The organism is Flavimobilis sp. BM9, assembly GCF_058313055.1.
Genome location: NZ_JBZEMO010000004.1, coordinates 48,078 through 62,267 on the forward strand (window position 1 = coordinate 48,078; position 14,190 = coordinate 62,267).

The 14,190-nt window shown below is 72.1% G+C and carries 11 protein-coding genes and 1 riboswitch; of the genes, 6 read left to right on the forward strand and 5 right to left on the reverse strand.

Going from position 1 to position 14,190, the window contains the following annotated elements:
* Positions 1-13: 13 nt before the first annotated feature.
* Entirely contained in the window at positions 14-1,360 is a 1,347-nt protein-coding gene (locus AC4F3Q_RS08070) for an ABC transporter substrate-binding protein (protein ID WP_168448233.1), read from the forward strand.
* A 2-nt stretch (positions 1,361-1,362) separates the two neighbouring features.
* Positions 1,363-3,546 (forward strand): alpha-galactosidase, encoded by a 2,184-nt coding sequence (locus tag AC4F3Q_RS08075; RefSeq protein WP_491039512.1) that lies wholly within the window; start codon positions 1,363-1,365, stop codon positions 3,544-3,546.
* 101 nt (positions 3,547-3,647) lie between these two features.
* On the opposite strand, the gene AC4F3Q_RS08080 is transcribed toward AC4F3Q_RS08075, so the two are convergent.
* The 5 genes from AC4F3Q_RS08080 to AC4F3Q_RS08100 form a co-directional block, all read right to left on the reverse strand.
* Positions 3,648-4,889 (reverse strand): phospholipase D-like domain-containing protein, encoded by a 1,242-nt coding sequence (locus AC4F3Q_RS08080; RefSeq protein ID WP_491039513.1) that lies wholly within the window; start codon positions 4,887-4,889, stop codon positions 3,648-3,650.
* A 111-nt stretch (positions 4,890-5,000) separates the two neighbouring features.
* Positions 5,001-6,890 (reverse strand): methyl-accepting chemotaxis protein, encoded by a 1,890-nt coding sequence (locus AC4F3Q_RS08085; protein ID WP_491039514.1) that lies wholly within the window; start codon positions 6,888-6,890, stop codon positions 5,001-5,003.
* A 160-nt stretch (positions 6,891-7,050) separates the two neighbouring features.
* Positions 7,051-7,929, reverse strand: coding sequence for a C40 family peptidase (locus AC4F3Q_RS08090; RefSeq protein WP_491039515.1), 879 nt, complete (start codon positions 7,927-7,929; stop codon positions 7,051-7,053).
* A riboswitch (cyclic di-AMP (ydaO/yuaA leader) is annotated at positions 7,928-8,112 on the reverse strand. Its footprint overlaps the gene before it by 2 nt.
* A gap of 242 nt (positions 8,113-8,354) precedes the next feature.
* Positions 8,355-9,104 (reverse strand): hypothetical protein, encoded by a 750-nt coding sequence (locus AC4F3Q_RS08095; protein ID WP_491039516.1) that lies wholly within the window; start codon positions 9,102-9,104, stop codon positions 8,355-8,357.
* A 176-nt stretch (positions 9,105-9,280) separates the two neighbouring features.
* Positions 9,281-10,087, reverse strand: coding sequence for an exodeoxyribonuclease III (locus AC4F3Q_RS08100; RefSeq protein ID WP_491039517.1), 807 nt, complete (start codon positions 10,085-10,087; stop codon positions 9,281-9,283).
* A 68-nt stretch (positions 10,088-10,155) separates the two neighbouring features.
* Here AC4F3Q_RS08100 and AC4F3Q_RS08105 point away from each other — a divergent pair, with 68 nt between their 5' ends.
* The 4 genes from AC4F3Q_RS08105 (at position 10,156) to AC4F3Q_RS08120 (ending at position 13,800) form a co-directional block, all read left to right on the forward strand.
* A complete protein-coding gene (locus tag AC4F3Q_RS08105) occupies positions 10,156-10,911 on the forward strand; it encodes an SDR family NAD(P)-dependent oxidoreductase (RefSeq protein ID WP_491039518.1) in 756 nt (251 codons plus the stop codon).
* A gap of 72 nt (positions 10,912-10,983) precedes the next feature.
* Positions 10,984-11,568 carry an orotate phosphoribosyltransferase gene (gene pyrE / locus AC4F3Q_RS08110; protein ID WP_491039519.1) on the forward strand — a complete coding sequence of 195 codons (585 nt, stop codon included), beginning with the start codon at positions 10,984-10,986 and terminating at the stop codon, positions 11,566-11,568.
* Between the two features lie 7 nt (positions 11,569-11,575).
* On the forward strand, positions 11,576-12,322 hold the full coding sequence (locus AC4F3Q_RS08115) for an ABC transporter ATP-binding protein (RefSeq protein ID WP_491039520.1): 747 nt from the start codon (positions 11,576-11,578) through the stop codon (positions 12,320-12,322).
* The gene (locus AC4F3Q_RS08120) at positions 12,319-13,800 is read left to right on the forward strand and encodes a hypothetical protein (protein ID WP_491039521.1); all 1,482 of its coding nucleotides are present in this window, start codon (positions 12,319-12,321) and stop codon (positions 13,798-13,800) included. Before AC4F3Q_RS08115 ends, AC4F3Q_RS08120 begins: the two co-directional genes overlap by 4 nt.
* The last annotated feature ends 390 nt before the right edge of the window (positions 13,801-14,190 follow it).

The following is a 14,190-nucleotide window of genomic DNA, read 5'->3' on the forward strand; positions in this document are numbered from 1 at the left end:
GAGGAACCAGACGATGTACCCCAGCAAGCGAGCGGTCAAGGTCGCCCTGCTCACCGCTGTCACGCTCGCCTCGAGCGCCGCCCTCGTGGCGTGCTCGGACGACGCGGAGACGCCGACGACGACGCCCGACGCCTCGGCGTGCGCCCCCTCGGAGGGCAAGGTCGACCTGACCTTCACCTCGTGGATCCCGGGCATCGAGGACGTCGTGGCCATCTGGAACAAGGCGAACCCGGACATCCAGGTGACGGTGCAGACCGGCCCGAACGGCAACTCCGGCACGTACACGAACTTCTTCAACCAGCTCAAGGCTGGCAACGCACCCGACCTCGGCCAGATCGAGTACGACGCGCTGCCGAACTTCCGCGTCCAGGACGGTCTCGTGGACCTCGGCGCGTGCGACTTCGTCAACGACGCCAAGTCGGACTTCGTCGAGTGGACCTGGAACCAGGTCAGCTTCGGCGAGGAGGGGTCGGCGTACGCCGTCCCGCAGGACGCCGGCCCCATGGCGCTCTTCTACCGCAAGGACCTGTTCGAGAAGAACAACATCCCCGTCCCGACGACGTGGGCCGAGTACGCCGAGGCGGCCGTCAAGGTCCGCGAGGCCGGCGCGCACATCACGAACTTCTCGCAGGGCGACATCAACCAGTTCGCGGGCTTCGTGTGGCAGGCGGGCGGCTCGTGGTTCTCGAACGACGAGTCCGGCTGGACGGTCGACCTGACGAGCGACGCGTCGAAGAAGGTGGCCGAGTACTGGCAGGACCTGATCGACCGCGACCTCGTCTCGAGCAACCCGGCGTGGACGAGCGAGTGGGACAACGCCTACAACAAGGGCGACAACTGGACCTGGGTCTCGGCGGTGTGGGGCGCGAACTCGATCGCGTCGGGTGCGCCTGACACGTCGGGCAAGTGGGCTGTCGCCCCGATGCCGCAGTGGGAGGCCGGCCAGAAGGTCGCGGGCAACTGGGGCGGGTCGTCGACCGCGGTCCTCAAGGGCTCGAAGCACGTCTACGAGGCGGCGAAGTTCGCCCTGTGGCTCAACACCGACCCGGAAGCGCTCACCGCGCTCAACAAGGCGGCGAACCTCTACCCGGCGGCCAAGGAGGGCCTGAACCTCCCGGTCCTCAAGGAGGGGGTCGAGTTCTATGGTGGTCAGGCGATCTACGACGTCTTCGCCGAGGCGTCCGGCCAGGTCGCGTCCGACTTCACGTGGGGACCGACCATGACCCAGACGTACGCGGACGTCTCCGACGGCTTCAAGGGCGCCGTCTCCGGCTCGGGCACGCTGCTCGACGCCCTGACCTCCGCGCAGGCCTCGACCGTCTCGACGCTCAAGTCGCAGTCGATCCCGGTCAAGGAGTGACGTTGTCCCTTCGTCACCTCCGGGCCGCGGGCTCGAGCCTCGTGCTCGACGCCCGCGGTCCGGGCGCGCCGACGGTCCTGCACTGGGGCACCGACCTCGGTGACCTGAGCCCGCAGGACCTCGGCACGCTCGCGCACGTCCTCGTCCCGGCGGTCCCGCCGTCGTCGCTCGACGTGCCGCTGCGCTTCTCCCTCTTGCCGTCCGCGCGCGACGGCTGGACCGGTCGTCCCGGCCTGTCCGGCGCGTGGGCGGACGGCAGGCCCCTGCCGACCGACCTCACGCTCGTCGCGGCACCTGCGCCCGGCACCCGGGCGGGTGCGCAGCTGACCGACGCCGCCGGTGACGGTGAGCAGGCCGAGTACGTCCTGCGCGACGGCGCAGGCACGGTCGAGGTGCGCGGCGTCGTCGTCATGTCGCCCGAGGGGGTCGTCCTCGTGCGGCACGACGTGCGCAACCTGCGCGACGTACCGCTGCACCTCGCGTCGCTCGACGCCGTCGTCCCCGTGCCGGCGCGCGCCGAGGAGGTACTCGACTTCACCGGCCTGTGGGCGTCCGAGCGGCGCCCCCAGCGGGCGCGCCCCGGCCAGGGCGTGTGGAGCCGCGAGACGCGGCACGGCCGTCCCGGCCACGACGACCCGTTCCTCATGGTCGTCGGCACCCCAGACTTCGGCTTCCGCCGCGGCGAGGTGTGGTCCGCGCACCTCGCGTGGAGCGGCGACAAGCGGCTGTGGACGGAGTCGTCCGCGCTCGGCGTACGTTCGCTCGGTGCGGGCGAGCTCCTCGCCCCGGGCGAGGTCGTCCTCGCGCCCGGCGACTCGTACGCCGCGCCCGAGCTCCTGCTCGCCTGGTCCGGCGAAGGCCTTGACGGGCTCTCCGCGCGCTTCCACCCGTGGCAGCGGCGCGTCGCCCCCGTGCCGCGCCCGCGCCCCGTGGTGCTGAACGTGTGGGAGGCCGTCTACTTCGACCACGACGCCGACCGGCTCGACCGTCTCGCGCAGGTCGCCGCCGAGGTCGGGGTCGAGCGCTTCGTGCTCGACGACGGCTGGTTCCTCGGCCGCCGCGACGACACCGCAGGCCTCGGCGACTGGGTCGTCGACCCGGACGTGTGGCCGGGCGGGCTGCACCCGCTCGTGCGGTCCGTCGTCGGGCGCGGCATGGAGCTCGGCCTGTGGGTCGAGCCCGAGATGGTCAACCCCGACTCCGACCTCGCCCGGGCGCACCCCGACTGGCTGCTCGGCGGCCCCGGCACCCCGACGTGGCGCAACCAGCGGGTGCTCGACCTCGCGAACCCGGACGCGTACGCGCACGTCCGCGACCAGCTCGTCGCCGTCCTCGACGAGTACCCGGTCCGCTACCTCAAGTGGGACCAGAACGCGGACCTGCTCGCGCACGGCGCCCACGCGCAGACCCTCGCGACGTACCGGCTCATGGACGAGCTGCGGGCGTTCCGCCCAGGGCTCGAGATCGAGTCCTGCTCGTCCGGCGGCGGCCGTGTCGACCTCGGCGTGCTGCGCCGCGCCGGCCGTGTCTGGGTGTCAGACACGAACGACCCGCTCGACCGGCAGCGCATCCAGCGGTGGACCGGCGTCCTCGTCCCGCCCGAGCACCTGGGCGGTCACGTCGGCGACCGGCGCGCCCACATCACGGGCCGTGCTGCGTCCCTCGGGTTCCGGCTCGCGACCGCGTTCTTCGGCAGCGCCGGGATCGAGCGCGACCTGACGCGGTCCGACGCCGCCGAGCGTGCGGTCGTCGCGGCCTGGGTCGCGGAGCACAAGGCCCGCCGGGAGCTGCTGCACTCGGGCGTCGTCGTGCACGGCGACACCCCCGACGGCGAGCCTCAGGTCCACGGCGTCGTCGCGCCCGACGGCGGTGCAGGAGTGTTCGCGGTCGTGCGCCTCGGCGACAGCTCGAGCGCGCTGCCCGCGCCCGTGCGGCTCGTCGGCCTCGACCCGGAGCGTCGGTACCGCGTGCGCGTCCTGCCGCTCGGCGTCGTCGACGGGATCGACGACGTGACGCTCAAGGACGTCCTTCCCGGGGCCGTCGCCGACGCGCCGCCGCCGTGGCTCGCCGCAGCAGCGCTCCCGGAGGGGGCGGAGCTCCCGGGGCGCGTGCTCGCCGAGGTGGGGCTCGCCAACCTCCTGCTCCAGCCGGAGCAGGCCCTCGTCCTCACGGCCGACGCAGTCTGAGGCCGCCCCTCTGGGGACGAGGAACGCGCGAGGGGCGGACAGGAACCCTGTCCGCCCCTCGCGTGCGTGCGCTCAGCGGTTCGGCGTCCGCTTCGGCAGCGTCATGACCAGTTGCTGTCGAACCGTGCCGCGAACGCGTCGTGGACGGGCTTGCCGATGAGCCGAATCACCAGTTCATCGTTCTTCAGCCCGCGCGGGGTCAAGTTCTGGGAACCTGTGAACGTGAAGTAGCGGAAGTCCCCTGACGTTGAGGTGCGCGCCTTGACGATGATGGTCTTCTCATGGCTCGTCGAATCCTTTACCGGGATCTTGGCATCGGAGAACATCTTCGCCACGTTCGAAGTGAGCTCGTCCTTCTGGCCGAGCCGGATCCTCACGTCGCACCCGTGCTTCTTCAGCGTGACGAGTTGGTCCGCGATCGTTGTGCGGGTGATCACGACCTGGTCCACTCGGATCGTGCAGCCCTTCATCTTGCTGGTGTTGGCCAGGTCGTAACTCTTCAGAGCGGAGAGGATGTCATCCGTTGACGTGGGCGAGGGATAGACCGTGGCCGAGGACGCATCGGCGACGGTGACCTTGAGGTCGGCAGCCTTCTTGTTGTACATCGGCTTCCAGACGTTGTTTGCCAGCCCCTTGAAGAGTTCCTCGTCACCGTAGATCGTGACAGAGCTGTTTGCCATCTCAGCGCCGCTGGTTCTGTTGAGGTTCGCAGTGGAGATCCAGACCACCCAGTCCTGGAGCCTTCCGGTGGAGTCCTTGGCCTTGCCGAGGAGAGCGAACTTTGTGTGCATCGTGAGGCTATCGTTCCCGCCCGTGCTGCAAGAGCTGTTCAGTTCGCCTTCCTCACCGGTGCCGCACCACTTCATGGTCTTGTGGCGAGCAAGCATCTCGCCGAGTCCTTCGGTCTTCGAGACCTTCTCGGCGTTCGCCATCACGGAGATCTTCTCGCTGCGCTCGGCCTTCGTGTCGTACTTGTTGAGCGCGTTCTGGAAGGCGATGAAGGGTGCGAAAGTAGAGCTGGCGGAAGTGTTGTGGATCGTCGTCCTGATCGTGGATCCCTTAGGCACGCTGTTGACGAGTCGTGCGTAGTGGTTGACGATGCGCCAATCGGGTGCGGCAGGGGAACCGCTGGAGAAGTAGACCTCGGTTCTTGTCGTAGTGGAACCAGAGGTCTTGGTCGTGACAGCGTCAGGGAGCGGCCAAGAGTCGAGCGACGCGACAGTTGTCGTGGTTTCGCTGGTGCTCGGCGTGGCTGCGGGTGCGATCGTGGCGGCAGAAAGTGCGAGCGTGCTCGTCAGCGCCGTGGCCGCGATCGCGGATGTCAGTCTTCGTGTGATCTGCATAACAGCGGACGGTAGCGGTGGCGGTGTGCACGGGCAACAGGACTGGGGCCGCGAGTGCGCTCTGGTCGACGGACGCCAGCGCGGCCCCAGCTCCCGCCGGTGCAGATGCGCTCAGTACGTGAAGGCTGCGACCTGCTGGCGGAGCTCCTCGGAGAGCCGGGCCAGGTCGTCGACGGCGGTGCCGACGAGGTCGACGACCTCGGTCGTCGTGGTCGCCGCGGTCGCGACACCCGTGATCGACACGGCGATGTCGCCCGAGCCGGACGCGGCCTCGGCGGCGGCGCGCGACATCTCCGTGGTCGTCGCCGTCTGCTCCTCGACCGCCGACGCGATCGTGAGCTGGTAGCCGTTGATCGTCGCGATGACCTCGGAGATCTCGGCGATCGCCGCGACGGCGCTCGCCGTGTCCGCCTGGATCGACTCGATGCGGTTCGCGATGTCCTCGGTCGCGCGTGCCGTCTCCTGGGCGAGGTCCTTGACCTCGGACGCGACGACGGCGAAGCCCTTGCCAGCCTCGCCGGCGCGTGCGGCCTCGATCGTCGCGTTGAGCGCGAGGAGGTTCGTCTGACCGGCGATGTGCGTGATCGTCCGGACGACCTCGCCGATGGCCTGGCTCGACTCGCCGAGGCGTGTGACGGTCTCGGTCGTGGCCTGCGCCTTGTCGGTCGCCTGCGTCGCGACGCCCGCGGCCTCCTGCGCGTTGCGCGCGATCTCGCGGATCGACGCGCCCATCTCCTCGGCGCCCGCGGCCATCGCCTCGATGTTGCGCGTGACCTGCTCGGCGGCGGCCGCGACGACCTGCGCCTGCTCGGACGTCGAGTCGGCGCCGTCGGACAGGCGTACGCGCGACGACGCGAGCTCCTGCGACGCGTCGGAGACGGTCGCGGCGCTCGTCGAGACCTGGGCGAGCGTGCTCGACAGGCTCGTCTGCGCGGACGTGAGGGCTGCGGCCATCCGGCCGATCTCGTCGTTGCCCGCGACGCCGGTCGTGGCCGTGAGGTCGCCCTCGGCGAGCGCCTCGAGCGATCCCTGCATCTGGGAGAGCGGGCGGCGGATCGAGCGGACGAGACGGACCGCGAACAGCACCGAGCCGATGATGCCGACGAGCGCGATCGCGATGAGCACGAGCGTCGTCGCCTGGGCCTGCGCGGACGCGTCGTCGGCGATGTCGGCGGACGCAGCCGCGACCTCGACGTTGATGAGGCTGAGCGTGTCCGTCACCTCGCCGCCTGTCGTCTGGGCGGCACCCGAGGCGAGCGACTGGTAGACGAGCACGTTGTTCGAGACGGCGGAGGGGATCAGCTGCTCGGTGAGGATCGTGCGGTACTTGACCCACACGGCGTTGAGCTCCTCGAGGTGCTCGGAGGGGGCTCCGGTCGTCTCGCGGAACGCGGTGTCGAGGCGGATGAGCGCGTCGTCGGCGGCGACCGCGGAGTCCTTGATCTCGAGCGCGAGCCGCGTGCGGTCGACGGGCATGACGGCGCCGATGTTCAGGCCGCCGGAGCGGGCGACCCAGATCGAGTTGTTGACGTCGAGGAGCGCTTCGTTGAGCGTCGCGGACGACTCGGAGACGTTCGTGGTGCTGCGGTTGAGCGTGCCCATGGCGATGGCGCTGAACGCGGTCACGACGAGCGTCGCGAAGCCCATGACGGCGACGAGGGCGATGATGCGTGCGCCGACCGACCAGGTGCGGCCGCGGAACCGGCCGGTGACCGGGGTCGCTTCGTTCGCGTCGGCGGCGTCGGCGGCGTCGGCGGCGGGTTCTGCGGTGGGCTCCGGGACGGGCGCGACCTCGTCGTCGGCGGGGCGGGGCTTGCGGGGGTGCCTGCGCGGCACGCGGACCTTGGGGACGGCGATGCGCAGGCGTGCCAGCCTGCGGCGCCGACCTGGGTCGGCTGCCGTCGCGGCGGGCTCGTGGTCAGCGCCGACGGCGGTGTCGGTCATGTCGCTCGCGTCGTCCGCCATCGGACGTGCGAGCTGTTCTTCCTGCGGCTCGGCCACGGGACTGCTCCTTGCGCTGGTTGACCCGGGGTGGGTGCGACGAGGAGCCGGCTTCCCTGAGGGATACCGGCTCCTCGTCTCATCGGTCAGCGCGAGCGTGAGTGAAGTAACACTGATGAACGTGACGCGACCGTGACCTGCGCAGTTTGCGTCGCTTTGGTCAGACCCGGATGAATGTCGGGTTCGACTGCCAGATGGATCGCACCTGGATCGTCTTGCCCGGGCGCGGGGCGTCGATCTGCTTGCCGTTGCCGAGGTAGATCGCGACGTGGCCGCGGGTCCAGATGAGGTCGCCGGCACGCGCCTTGGAGCGCGAGACGGTCTTGCCGGAGTGGCGCTGCGCGGCGGACGAGCGCGGGAGCTTCGCGATGCCAGCCTTCTTGTAGACGTAACTGGTGAAGCCGGAGCAGTCGAAGCCGGAGGGGCTGCCGCCGCCGGAGCGGTAGCGGACGCCGACGTACTGCTTGGCGATCTTCGCGATCTGGGCGCCCTCGCTGATGACGCGGACCTTGACGCTGTCACGTCCCGGGGCGACGACCGCAGCGGTCTGGGCCGACGGGCGGAAGACGGCGCGGATCGTGTGCTTCTTGGCGGAGAGCTTGCGCGGCAGCCGGTAGCTGACCGTGCCGCTCGCGCCGACAGCCTTCTTCTTGAGGCGCTTGCCGCCGTCGTAGAACGTCACGGTGCCGCCGGTCGGCGTGGCGCCGGTGCGGACCTTGGCGGTGACCTTGGCGGCCTTCTTGCCCTTGACCCAGGTCTTCTTGCTCGCCTTGAGGTGGACCTTCGCCGTGGTCTTCGTGGCGGTCGACGCCGCGGAGGCGGCGGTGACGGTTGCCGCGGTGGGGGTTGCGGCCTGGGCGCCAGCGGCGGGTGCGAGCGTCACGGTGAGTGCTGCTGCGATCGCGAGGACGCCGGCGCGGACCGCTGTGCGGTGCCGACCGTGCGGGGTGGTGTTCTGGTCGATGGTGCTCGTGCCGTGCGCCTCGTGGAGGCGTGTGGGCATGCCCGTGCGGGCACGCCAAGACGTGCGGATGCTCATTCGAACCTCTCGTCGCCTACGAGGTGAGCTGTCGGGTTCGGGCCGGAGGTCTGGCCCGGCCGGGGGAGCGAGCGCATGCCGTGGTGGCGTGCTGTCGGTCCCGCGCGGCTTCACCCCAAGGTCGTCGTGACGACCGGAGAAGTGGGTCCCCCGCCACTGCCATGGTTTCTGCGGTGCAGCCCCGGTGGCAGTGCTCGGCGTCCGGTGCTGCGTCCCTGCGTCACGCTCGTGACGGCCGCGGGTGCGGCGGTGGGACTTGACGACGGTAGGCGCGTCCGAGCGGGTATGTCACGGGAAGGTCACGGGGATGTGCATTCCCTTCACATCTTCAACCCGTAGTCCGGACTCTTCCTTCACCGTGTTGTGATGCGTGCAACGGGAATACTCTGCTAGGTGACCGCGGTCACGCGGGTGCTCGAGGCCCCTCAGAGCGGGTCCGGCGTCAGGAGGCACAGCCCCTGACGGTCACCCTGACGCCACGAACCTTCCGTCGGGACGAGCGCCACGGCCCGCACACCAGCCGCAGCCTCGGTCTCCGACACGGTGCACGACGACGCGACACGATCGCGCACCGTCTCCGTCCCCGGCCAGCCCTCCTCGCGGAACACGTACTGCGACACCACACGGGCCTCGTGCTCCTCGGCGCACGGCACGACAGTCGTGCGGTCGGCGCTGCCGGACGGCAGCGACCGGACGCACGAGCCGACCGTCAGCTGGCGCACGTGCACCTCCACGGGACCGTCGACGTCGGGCGCCACGCGAGAGGTCGAGCCCTCCAGGCGCGGCACGAGCGAGGGGACGAGGAACGGCAGGAGGACCACGAAAGCCGTGAGCAGCGTCCCCACGAGGAGCGCCGCTGTCGCGAGCACGCGGCCACGCTGCCGCGACTGCCCGGTACGCACGAGCGCGACGACCGCGAGCACGACGCCGACGGGAGGGAGCACGACGGACGCCGGCACGGCGACGATCGCGACGGGGTCGGTCCCTGGCGGGGGCGTCGGCCGCGGGACGAGCGACGCGGCCGCAGACGCCGACCAGGAGCCCGCCGTGTAGGTCTGCTCGCTGAACCCGAGATGCTCCGCGCCGGCGTGCCCACCCGGCCACGCCGGGGTGAGGTGCTCGGCCGCAGACGGCCCCGAGAACGGCACAGGACCTGGCGGCGGGGGAGGCGGCACAGGTCCAGGCAGGGGTGAGGGGGCCGCGGAAGGAGCGGCGAACGGTGCCGGGGCAGGGACGGGCGGAGGGGGCGGGGGCACGGGCGCGGTGCCCGACGGCGCAGGAAGCGGCGGGACGGGAACGCCCGCCCCAGCAGGGCCCGGCGGAGGCGGCGGGACGGGCGGCAGCGCGCCGCTCACGCCGACACCTGCGAGTCGTCGATGTCGAGGATGACGGGCACGTGGTCGGACGCACCCTTCCCCTTGCGCTCGTCCCGGTCGATCGTGACGCCCCTGACGAGCGGCGTCAGCGCGGGCGACGTGTACGCGAAGTCGATGCGCAGGCCCTCGTTCTTCGGGAACCGCAGCTGCTGGTAGTCCCAGTACGTGTACTTGCGCTCGTCCGGGATGAACTCGCGGGACACCTCCGTGTACCCGGCGTCGGCGAACGCCGCGAACGCGGCCCGCTCGGGCGCGGACACGTGCGTCTGACCCTCGAACACCGCCATGTCCCACACGTCCGTGTCGAACGGCGCCACGTTCCAGTCGCCGACGAGGGCGACCTTCGCGGCCGGGTCGGCGGCGACCCAGTCGACCGCGTGCTGACGCAACCGCTCGAGCCACGCCAGCTTGTACGCGTAGTGCGGGTTGTCGAGCGCGCGGCCGTGCGGCACGTACAGGCTCCACACGCGGACACCGCCGCACGTCGCGCCGAGCGCGCGCGCCTCGACGGCGGGCACCTCGCCGAACTGCGGCTGCTCGAGGAACCCGGGCTCGACGTCGACCAGGCCCACGCGCGACAGGATCGCGACGCCGTTCCACTGGCTGAACCCGAACGTCGCGATCTCGTAGCCCGCCGCCTCGAACGCCTCCCTCGGGAACTGCGCGTCCTTGCACTTCGTCTCCTGCAGCGCGAGGACGTCGATGTCCTCCCGCTCGAGGAAGGCGAGCGCGCGGTCGGCACGGGCGCGGATCGAGTTGATGTTCCAGGTGGCGAGGCGCATGCCTCGAGGCTACTTCGTCCGGGCTGCGGACGGGCCGCGACCTGGCCTCGGGCCATAGGGTGGGGCCCATGGGAACAGCACTGGTGACGGGCGCGAGCGCGGGGCTCGGCGAGGAGTTCGCGTGGCAGCTCGCGACAGCGAAGCACGACGTCGTGCTGGTCGCGCGTGACGAGGCCCGGCTGGAGCGGCTCGCGGACGAGCTGAGGGCGTACGCGGGCGTCCGCGCCGAGGTGCTGCCCGCCGACCTGTCGGTGCGGAGCGACCTCGAACGTGTCGCCGACCGCCTGCGCCAGGAGGAGCAGCCCGTCGGGCTGCTCGTCAACAACGCGGGCTACACGACCCACCAGCGCTTCGTCACCGGCGACATCGAGGCCGAGGAGACGATGCTCGACGTCCTGGTCCGCGCGGTCATGGTGCTCTCGCGCGCGGCAGCCGAGCCGATGGTCGGGCGCGGCCGCGGCGCGATCCTCAACGTCTCCTCGGTCGCAGCGCTCACCGCGGGCGGCACGTACGCCGCCGCGAAGGCGTGGGTCCGCACCTTCACCGAGGGGCTCGCCGTCGAGCTCGACGGGACCGGCGTGACGGCCACGGCCCTGTGCCCGGGCCTGACCCGCACCGAGTTCCACGAGCGTGCGGGCTTCCGCCGCGTCGGCCCCGACGTCGCGTGGCTCGACGCCGACCGTGTGGTCGCGCAGGCGCTCGCGGACGTGCGCCGCGGCGTCGTCATCTCGACGCCGTCCGTGCGGTACGCGGTCGCGAGCGCGCTCCTCCAGGTGACGCCTCGCACGGCCGTGCGCGCGCTCCAGGCGCGCTCCGGCCTCTGACGTCTGCGCGGCCGCTCGCCGAGTCCCGGACGCGCCTGACGCGGCCCGCCCGCCTCTACTAGCCTGATCGACGTGACCGACTACGACGCCGTCCTCTCCCCGACCCCTCGCGAACAGCTGCGCGACCTGATCAAGGAGCTCGCCGTCGTGCACGGCCGGGTGACCCTCGCGTCCGGCAAGGAGGCCGACTACTACGTCGACCTGCGCCGCGTGACGCTCCACCACCGTGCCGCCCCGCTCATCGGTCACGTCCTGCTCGACACGCTCGAGGAGGCGGGCCTCGGCCCTGCCGAGATCGACGCCGTCGGCGGTCTGACGCTCGGCGCCGACCCGGTCGCCGGGGCGCTCCTGCACGCGGCCGCGTCGCGCGGACAGGACCTCGACGCGTTCGTCGTCCGCAAGGAGGGCAAGGCGCACGGCATGCAGCGCCGCATCGAGGGGCCCGACGTCGCGGGCCGCCGCGTCGTCGCGGTCGAGGACACGTCGACGACGGGCGGCTCTGTCCTGACCGCTGTCGAGGCGCTGCGCGAGGCGGGGGCTGACGTCGTCGGCGTCGCCGTGATCGTCGACCGCGCCACGGGCGCGCGCGAGAAGATCGAGGCCGCCGGTCTGACGTACCACTACCTGTTCGGCCTCGACGACCTCGGTCTCGCCTGAGTGACGCGTGCGACGTCGCAACGACCCGGGGGCGCCGCGCGGCGTGCGTGTCGAGCTGCGCTCGGCGGGCGTCGAGCTCGACGGGACGACGCTCCTCGCACCCGTGAGCACGAGCGTGCCCGCGGGCGGCACGCTCGTGCTGCGCGGGGCGAACGGCTCCGGCAAGTCCACCCTGCTGCGCCTCGTGTCGGGGTTGCGCCTCCCGACGTCCGGCGAGGTGACGGTTGACGGCGCTCCGCCCGCGCCGCAGCGCCGAGCCTTCCGCAGGCTCGTCACCGGCACCGTCGAACCGCCGCTGCTTGCGCGCGACCTCACGCTCGGTGAGCACGTCGCACTGGTTGCGACGACGTGGGGCACACCTGTGCGCGACGCGCGCACGGCCGCCGGAGCGCTCCTCGAACGTCTCGGCATCGCCAACCTCGCGCACCGCTTCCCGCACGAGCTGTCGTCCGGGCAGACGCAGCTCGCGTCGCTCGCGACGGTCCTCGTGCGGCCCGCGTCGCTCCTCCTCCTCGACGAGCCCGAGCAGCGGCTCGACGCCGACCGCACCGCCGTCGTCGCCGAGATTCTCGCGGAACGCAGGGAGGAGGGCGCGACCGTGCTCGTCGCGACGCACTCGACCCCGCTCGCGGACGCGCTCGGCGGCGACGTGCTCCGCCTGGCTGCCCGTTCGGCCGACGCGCCCGACCAGGGCCTCGATCCCGGGCGCGGCGTCGACGACCTGACGCCCGACGGCGGCACGGCGGACGCGTGAGCGAGCAGGCAGCAGGGCGCACCGGGGTGCGCGGAGCGCTCGCCGTGTGGGCCGCGCGCGAGCCACGGTCGCTGAGCGACGTGGCGTACGTCGTGTACGTCGTCGTGCTGACGGCGTTCATCGTGCTCGGGCCGGGCGTCCGTGCGCTGTGGCTGCTCGCGACCGGCGACGCCGGGGTGGCCGCGCTGAGCGACCCGAGCGTCCCGGCGACGTGGGCCGTCGTGTCGGGATCCGTGTGGCTGCTCGCGCTCGTCGCGGGTGTCGAGCGCGGGCCTGCGCTGCGTCCGCCGTTCCTCGCGGGCGTCCTCGGCGACGCTGACACCTCGCGAGCGAGGACGTTCGGCGGTCCGGTCCTGCGCGCGACCGTCACGCTCGTCGCGGCCGGCGCCGTCGCCCCGCTGCTTCCCTCGCTCGCGCTCGTCGACGCCGGTCTCGCCCGGCCGCGCGACGTCGCCGCGCTCGCGCTCGCGGGTGCGCTCGCCGGGCTCCTCGTCGCGACCGCGTGGCTCGCCGGACAGGTGCTCCGCACGACGACGGTCGGCTGGACCGCGGTCGTGGCGCTCGCGGCGGGGGTGGCGACCGCGCTCGTGGGCGGGTGGCGGTGGGCGCCGTGGGCGCTCGTCGCGAGCGTGTGGCCGGGCAGCGGGATACCCGTCGCGAGCTCCGTGGCCGCGGCTGCCGCGGTCCCGGTCGTCGTGTGGCTCGGGCTGCGCGGGCTCGAGCGTGTCGAGACGCGTCGTCTCGTGGGGCAGGCCGTGCGGGCGCAGCGCGCGCAGCTGCTCGTCACCGCGCTCGACCTGCCCGCGGCGGGGGAGGTGTACCGGGCGCTGCCCACGGCGGGACGCCGCCTCTCGGCGCTCAGGCAGGTCCCGGGGCCGGTCGCCGTCCTGCTCGTCCCCGTGACGGCGTCGGTGCGCACGCCGTGGCGGCTCGCGGCGGGCCTCACGACGCTCGTGGCGGCGGGTGCCGCGAGCGGTCTCGTGGTGCCCGGCACGGCGTTGCACGTCGGGCCGGTCGTCAGTGCGGTGCTGGCGTACCTCGGTGTCTCGGTCGTGTGCGACGGCGTGCGGCACGCGGCGGCGCTCGGCCGGGTGTCGACCCAGTACGGCTGCTCGGACCTCACGCTCCTCGCTCTGAACGGCGCCTGGCCGCTCGTGGCCGCCGTCGGGCTGACGGCCGCCGGGGCCGCAGTCGCGGGCGCTCCTGTCGGCCTTGCAGCGGTGGTGGCTGCGCTCGCGGTCGGGGTACGCGTCTCGGACGCGCTCAAGGGGCCGATGCCGGTCGACCTGCTCGTGCCCGTCGTGACGCCCGCGGGTGACGTCTCGGCGCTCGGCCGGGCCGTCTGGTTGGCCGACGGTCCTCTGCTCGTGGCGGCTGTCGGGGTGGCGGGCGGACTGGCGGCAGCGGGGCGTGGCGGCCTCGGGATCGTGGCCACGTGCGTGGTCGCGATGCTGCTCTGGAGGGCCCAGCGGCGGTGACATGCTGACACCGTGTTCGTCAAGTTCTCACGGCCCGTTCGCCAAGTTCTGACAGCCCGTCCGTCAAGAAGTGACAGTTCGTCAGTCTTCTCGACGGCCAAAGGTCCTGAGAGTAGGGTGTGCCTGGTTTGCTTAGGCAAGCCTCACCTCCGACCCGCGCGGCTGCCGCGCGGGCACACCTAGACACCAGGAGCCCCGTCGTGCAGCTTGTGTCCCGAGCCAGGTCCGCCCTCGCGGCGCTGGCAGTCCTCGCCCTGACGCTCACCGCGTCGATCGTCGGCGCCACCGTGCCAGCAGCAGCGGTCCCTGTGGGCCCGTCGGTGACGGTGTCGAAGACGTCCGGTCTGGTCGATGGTGAGAAGGTCACCGTGCGTGGCACGGGTTTCGTCG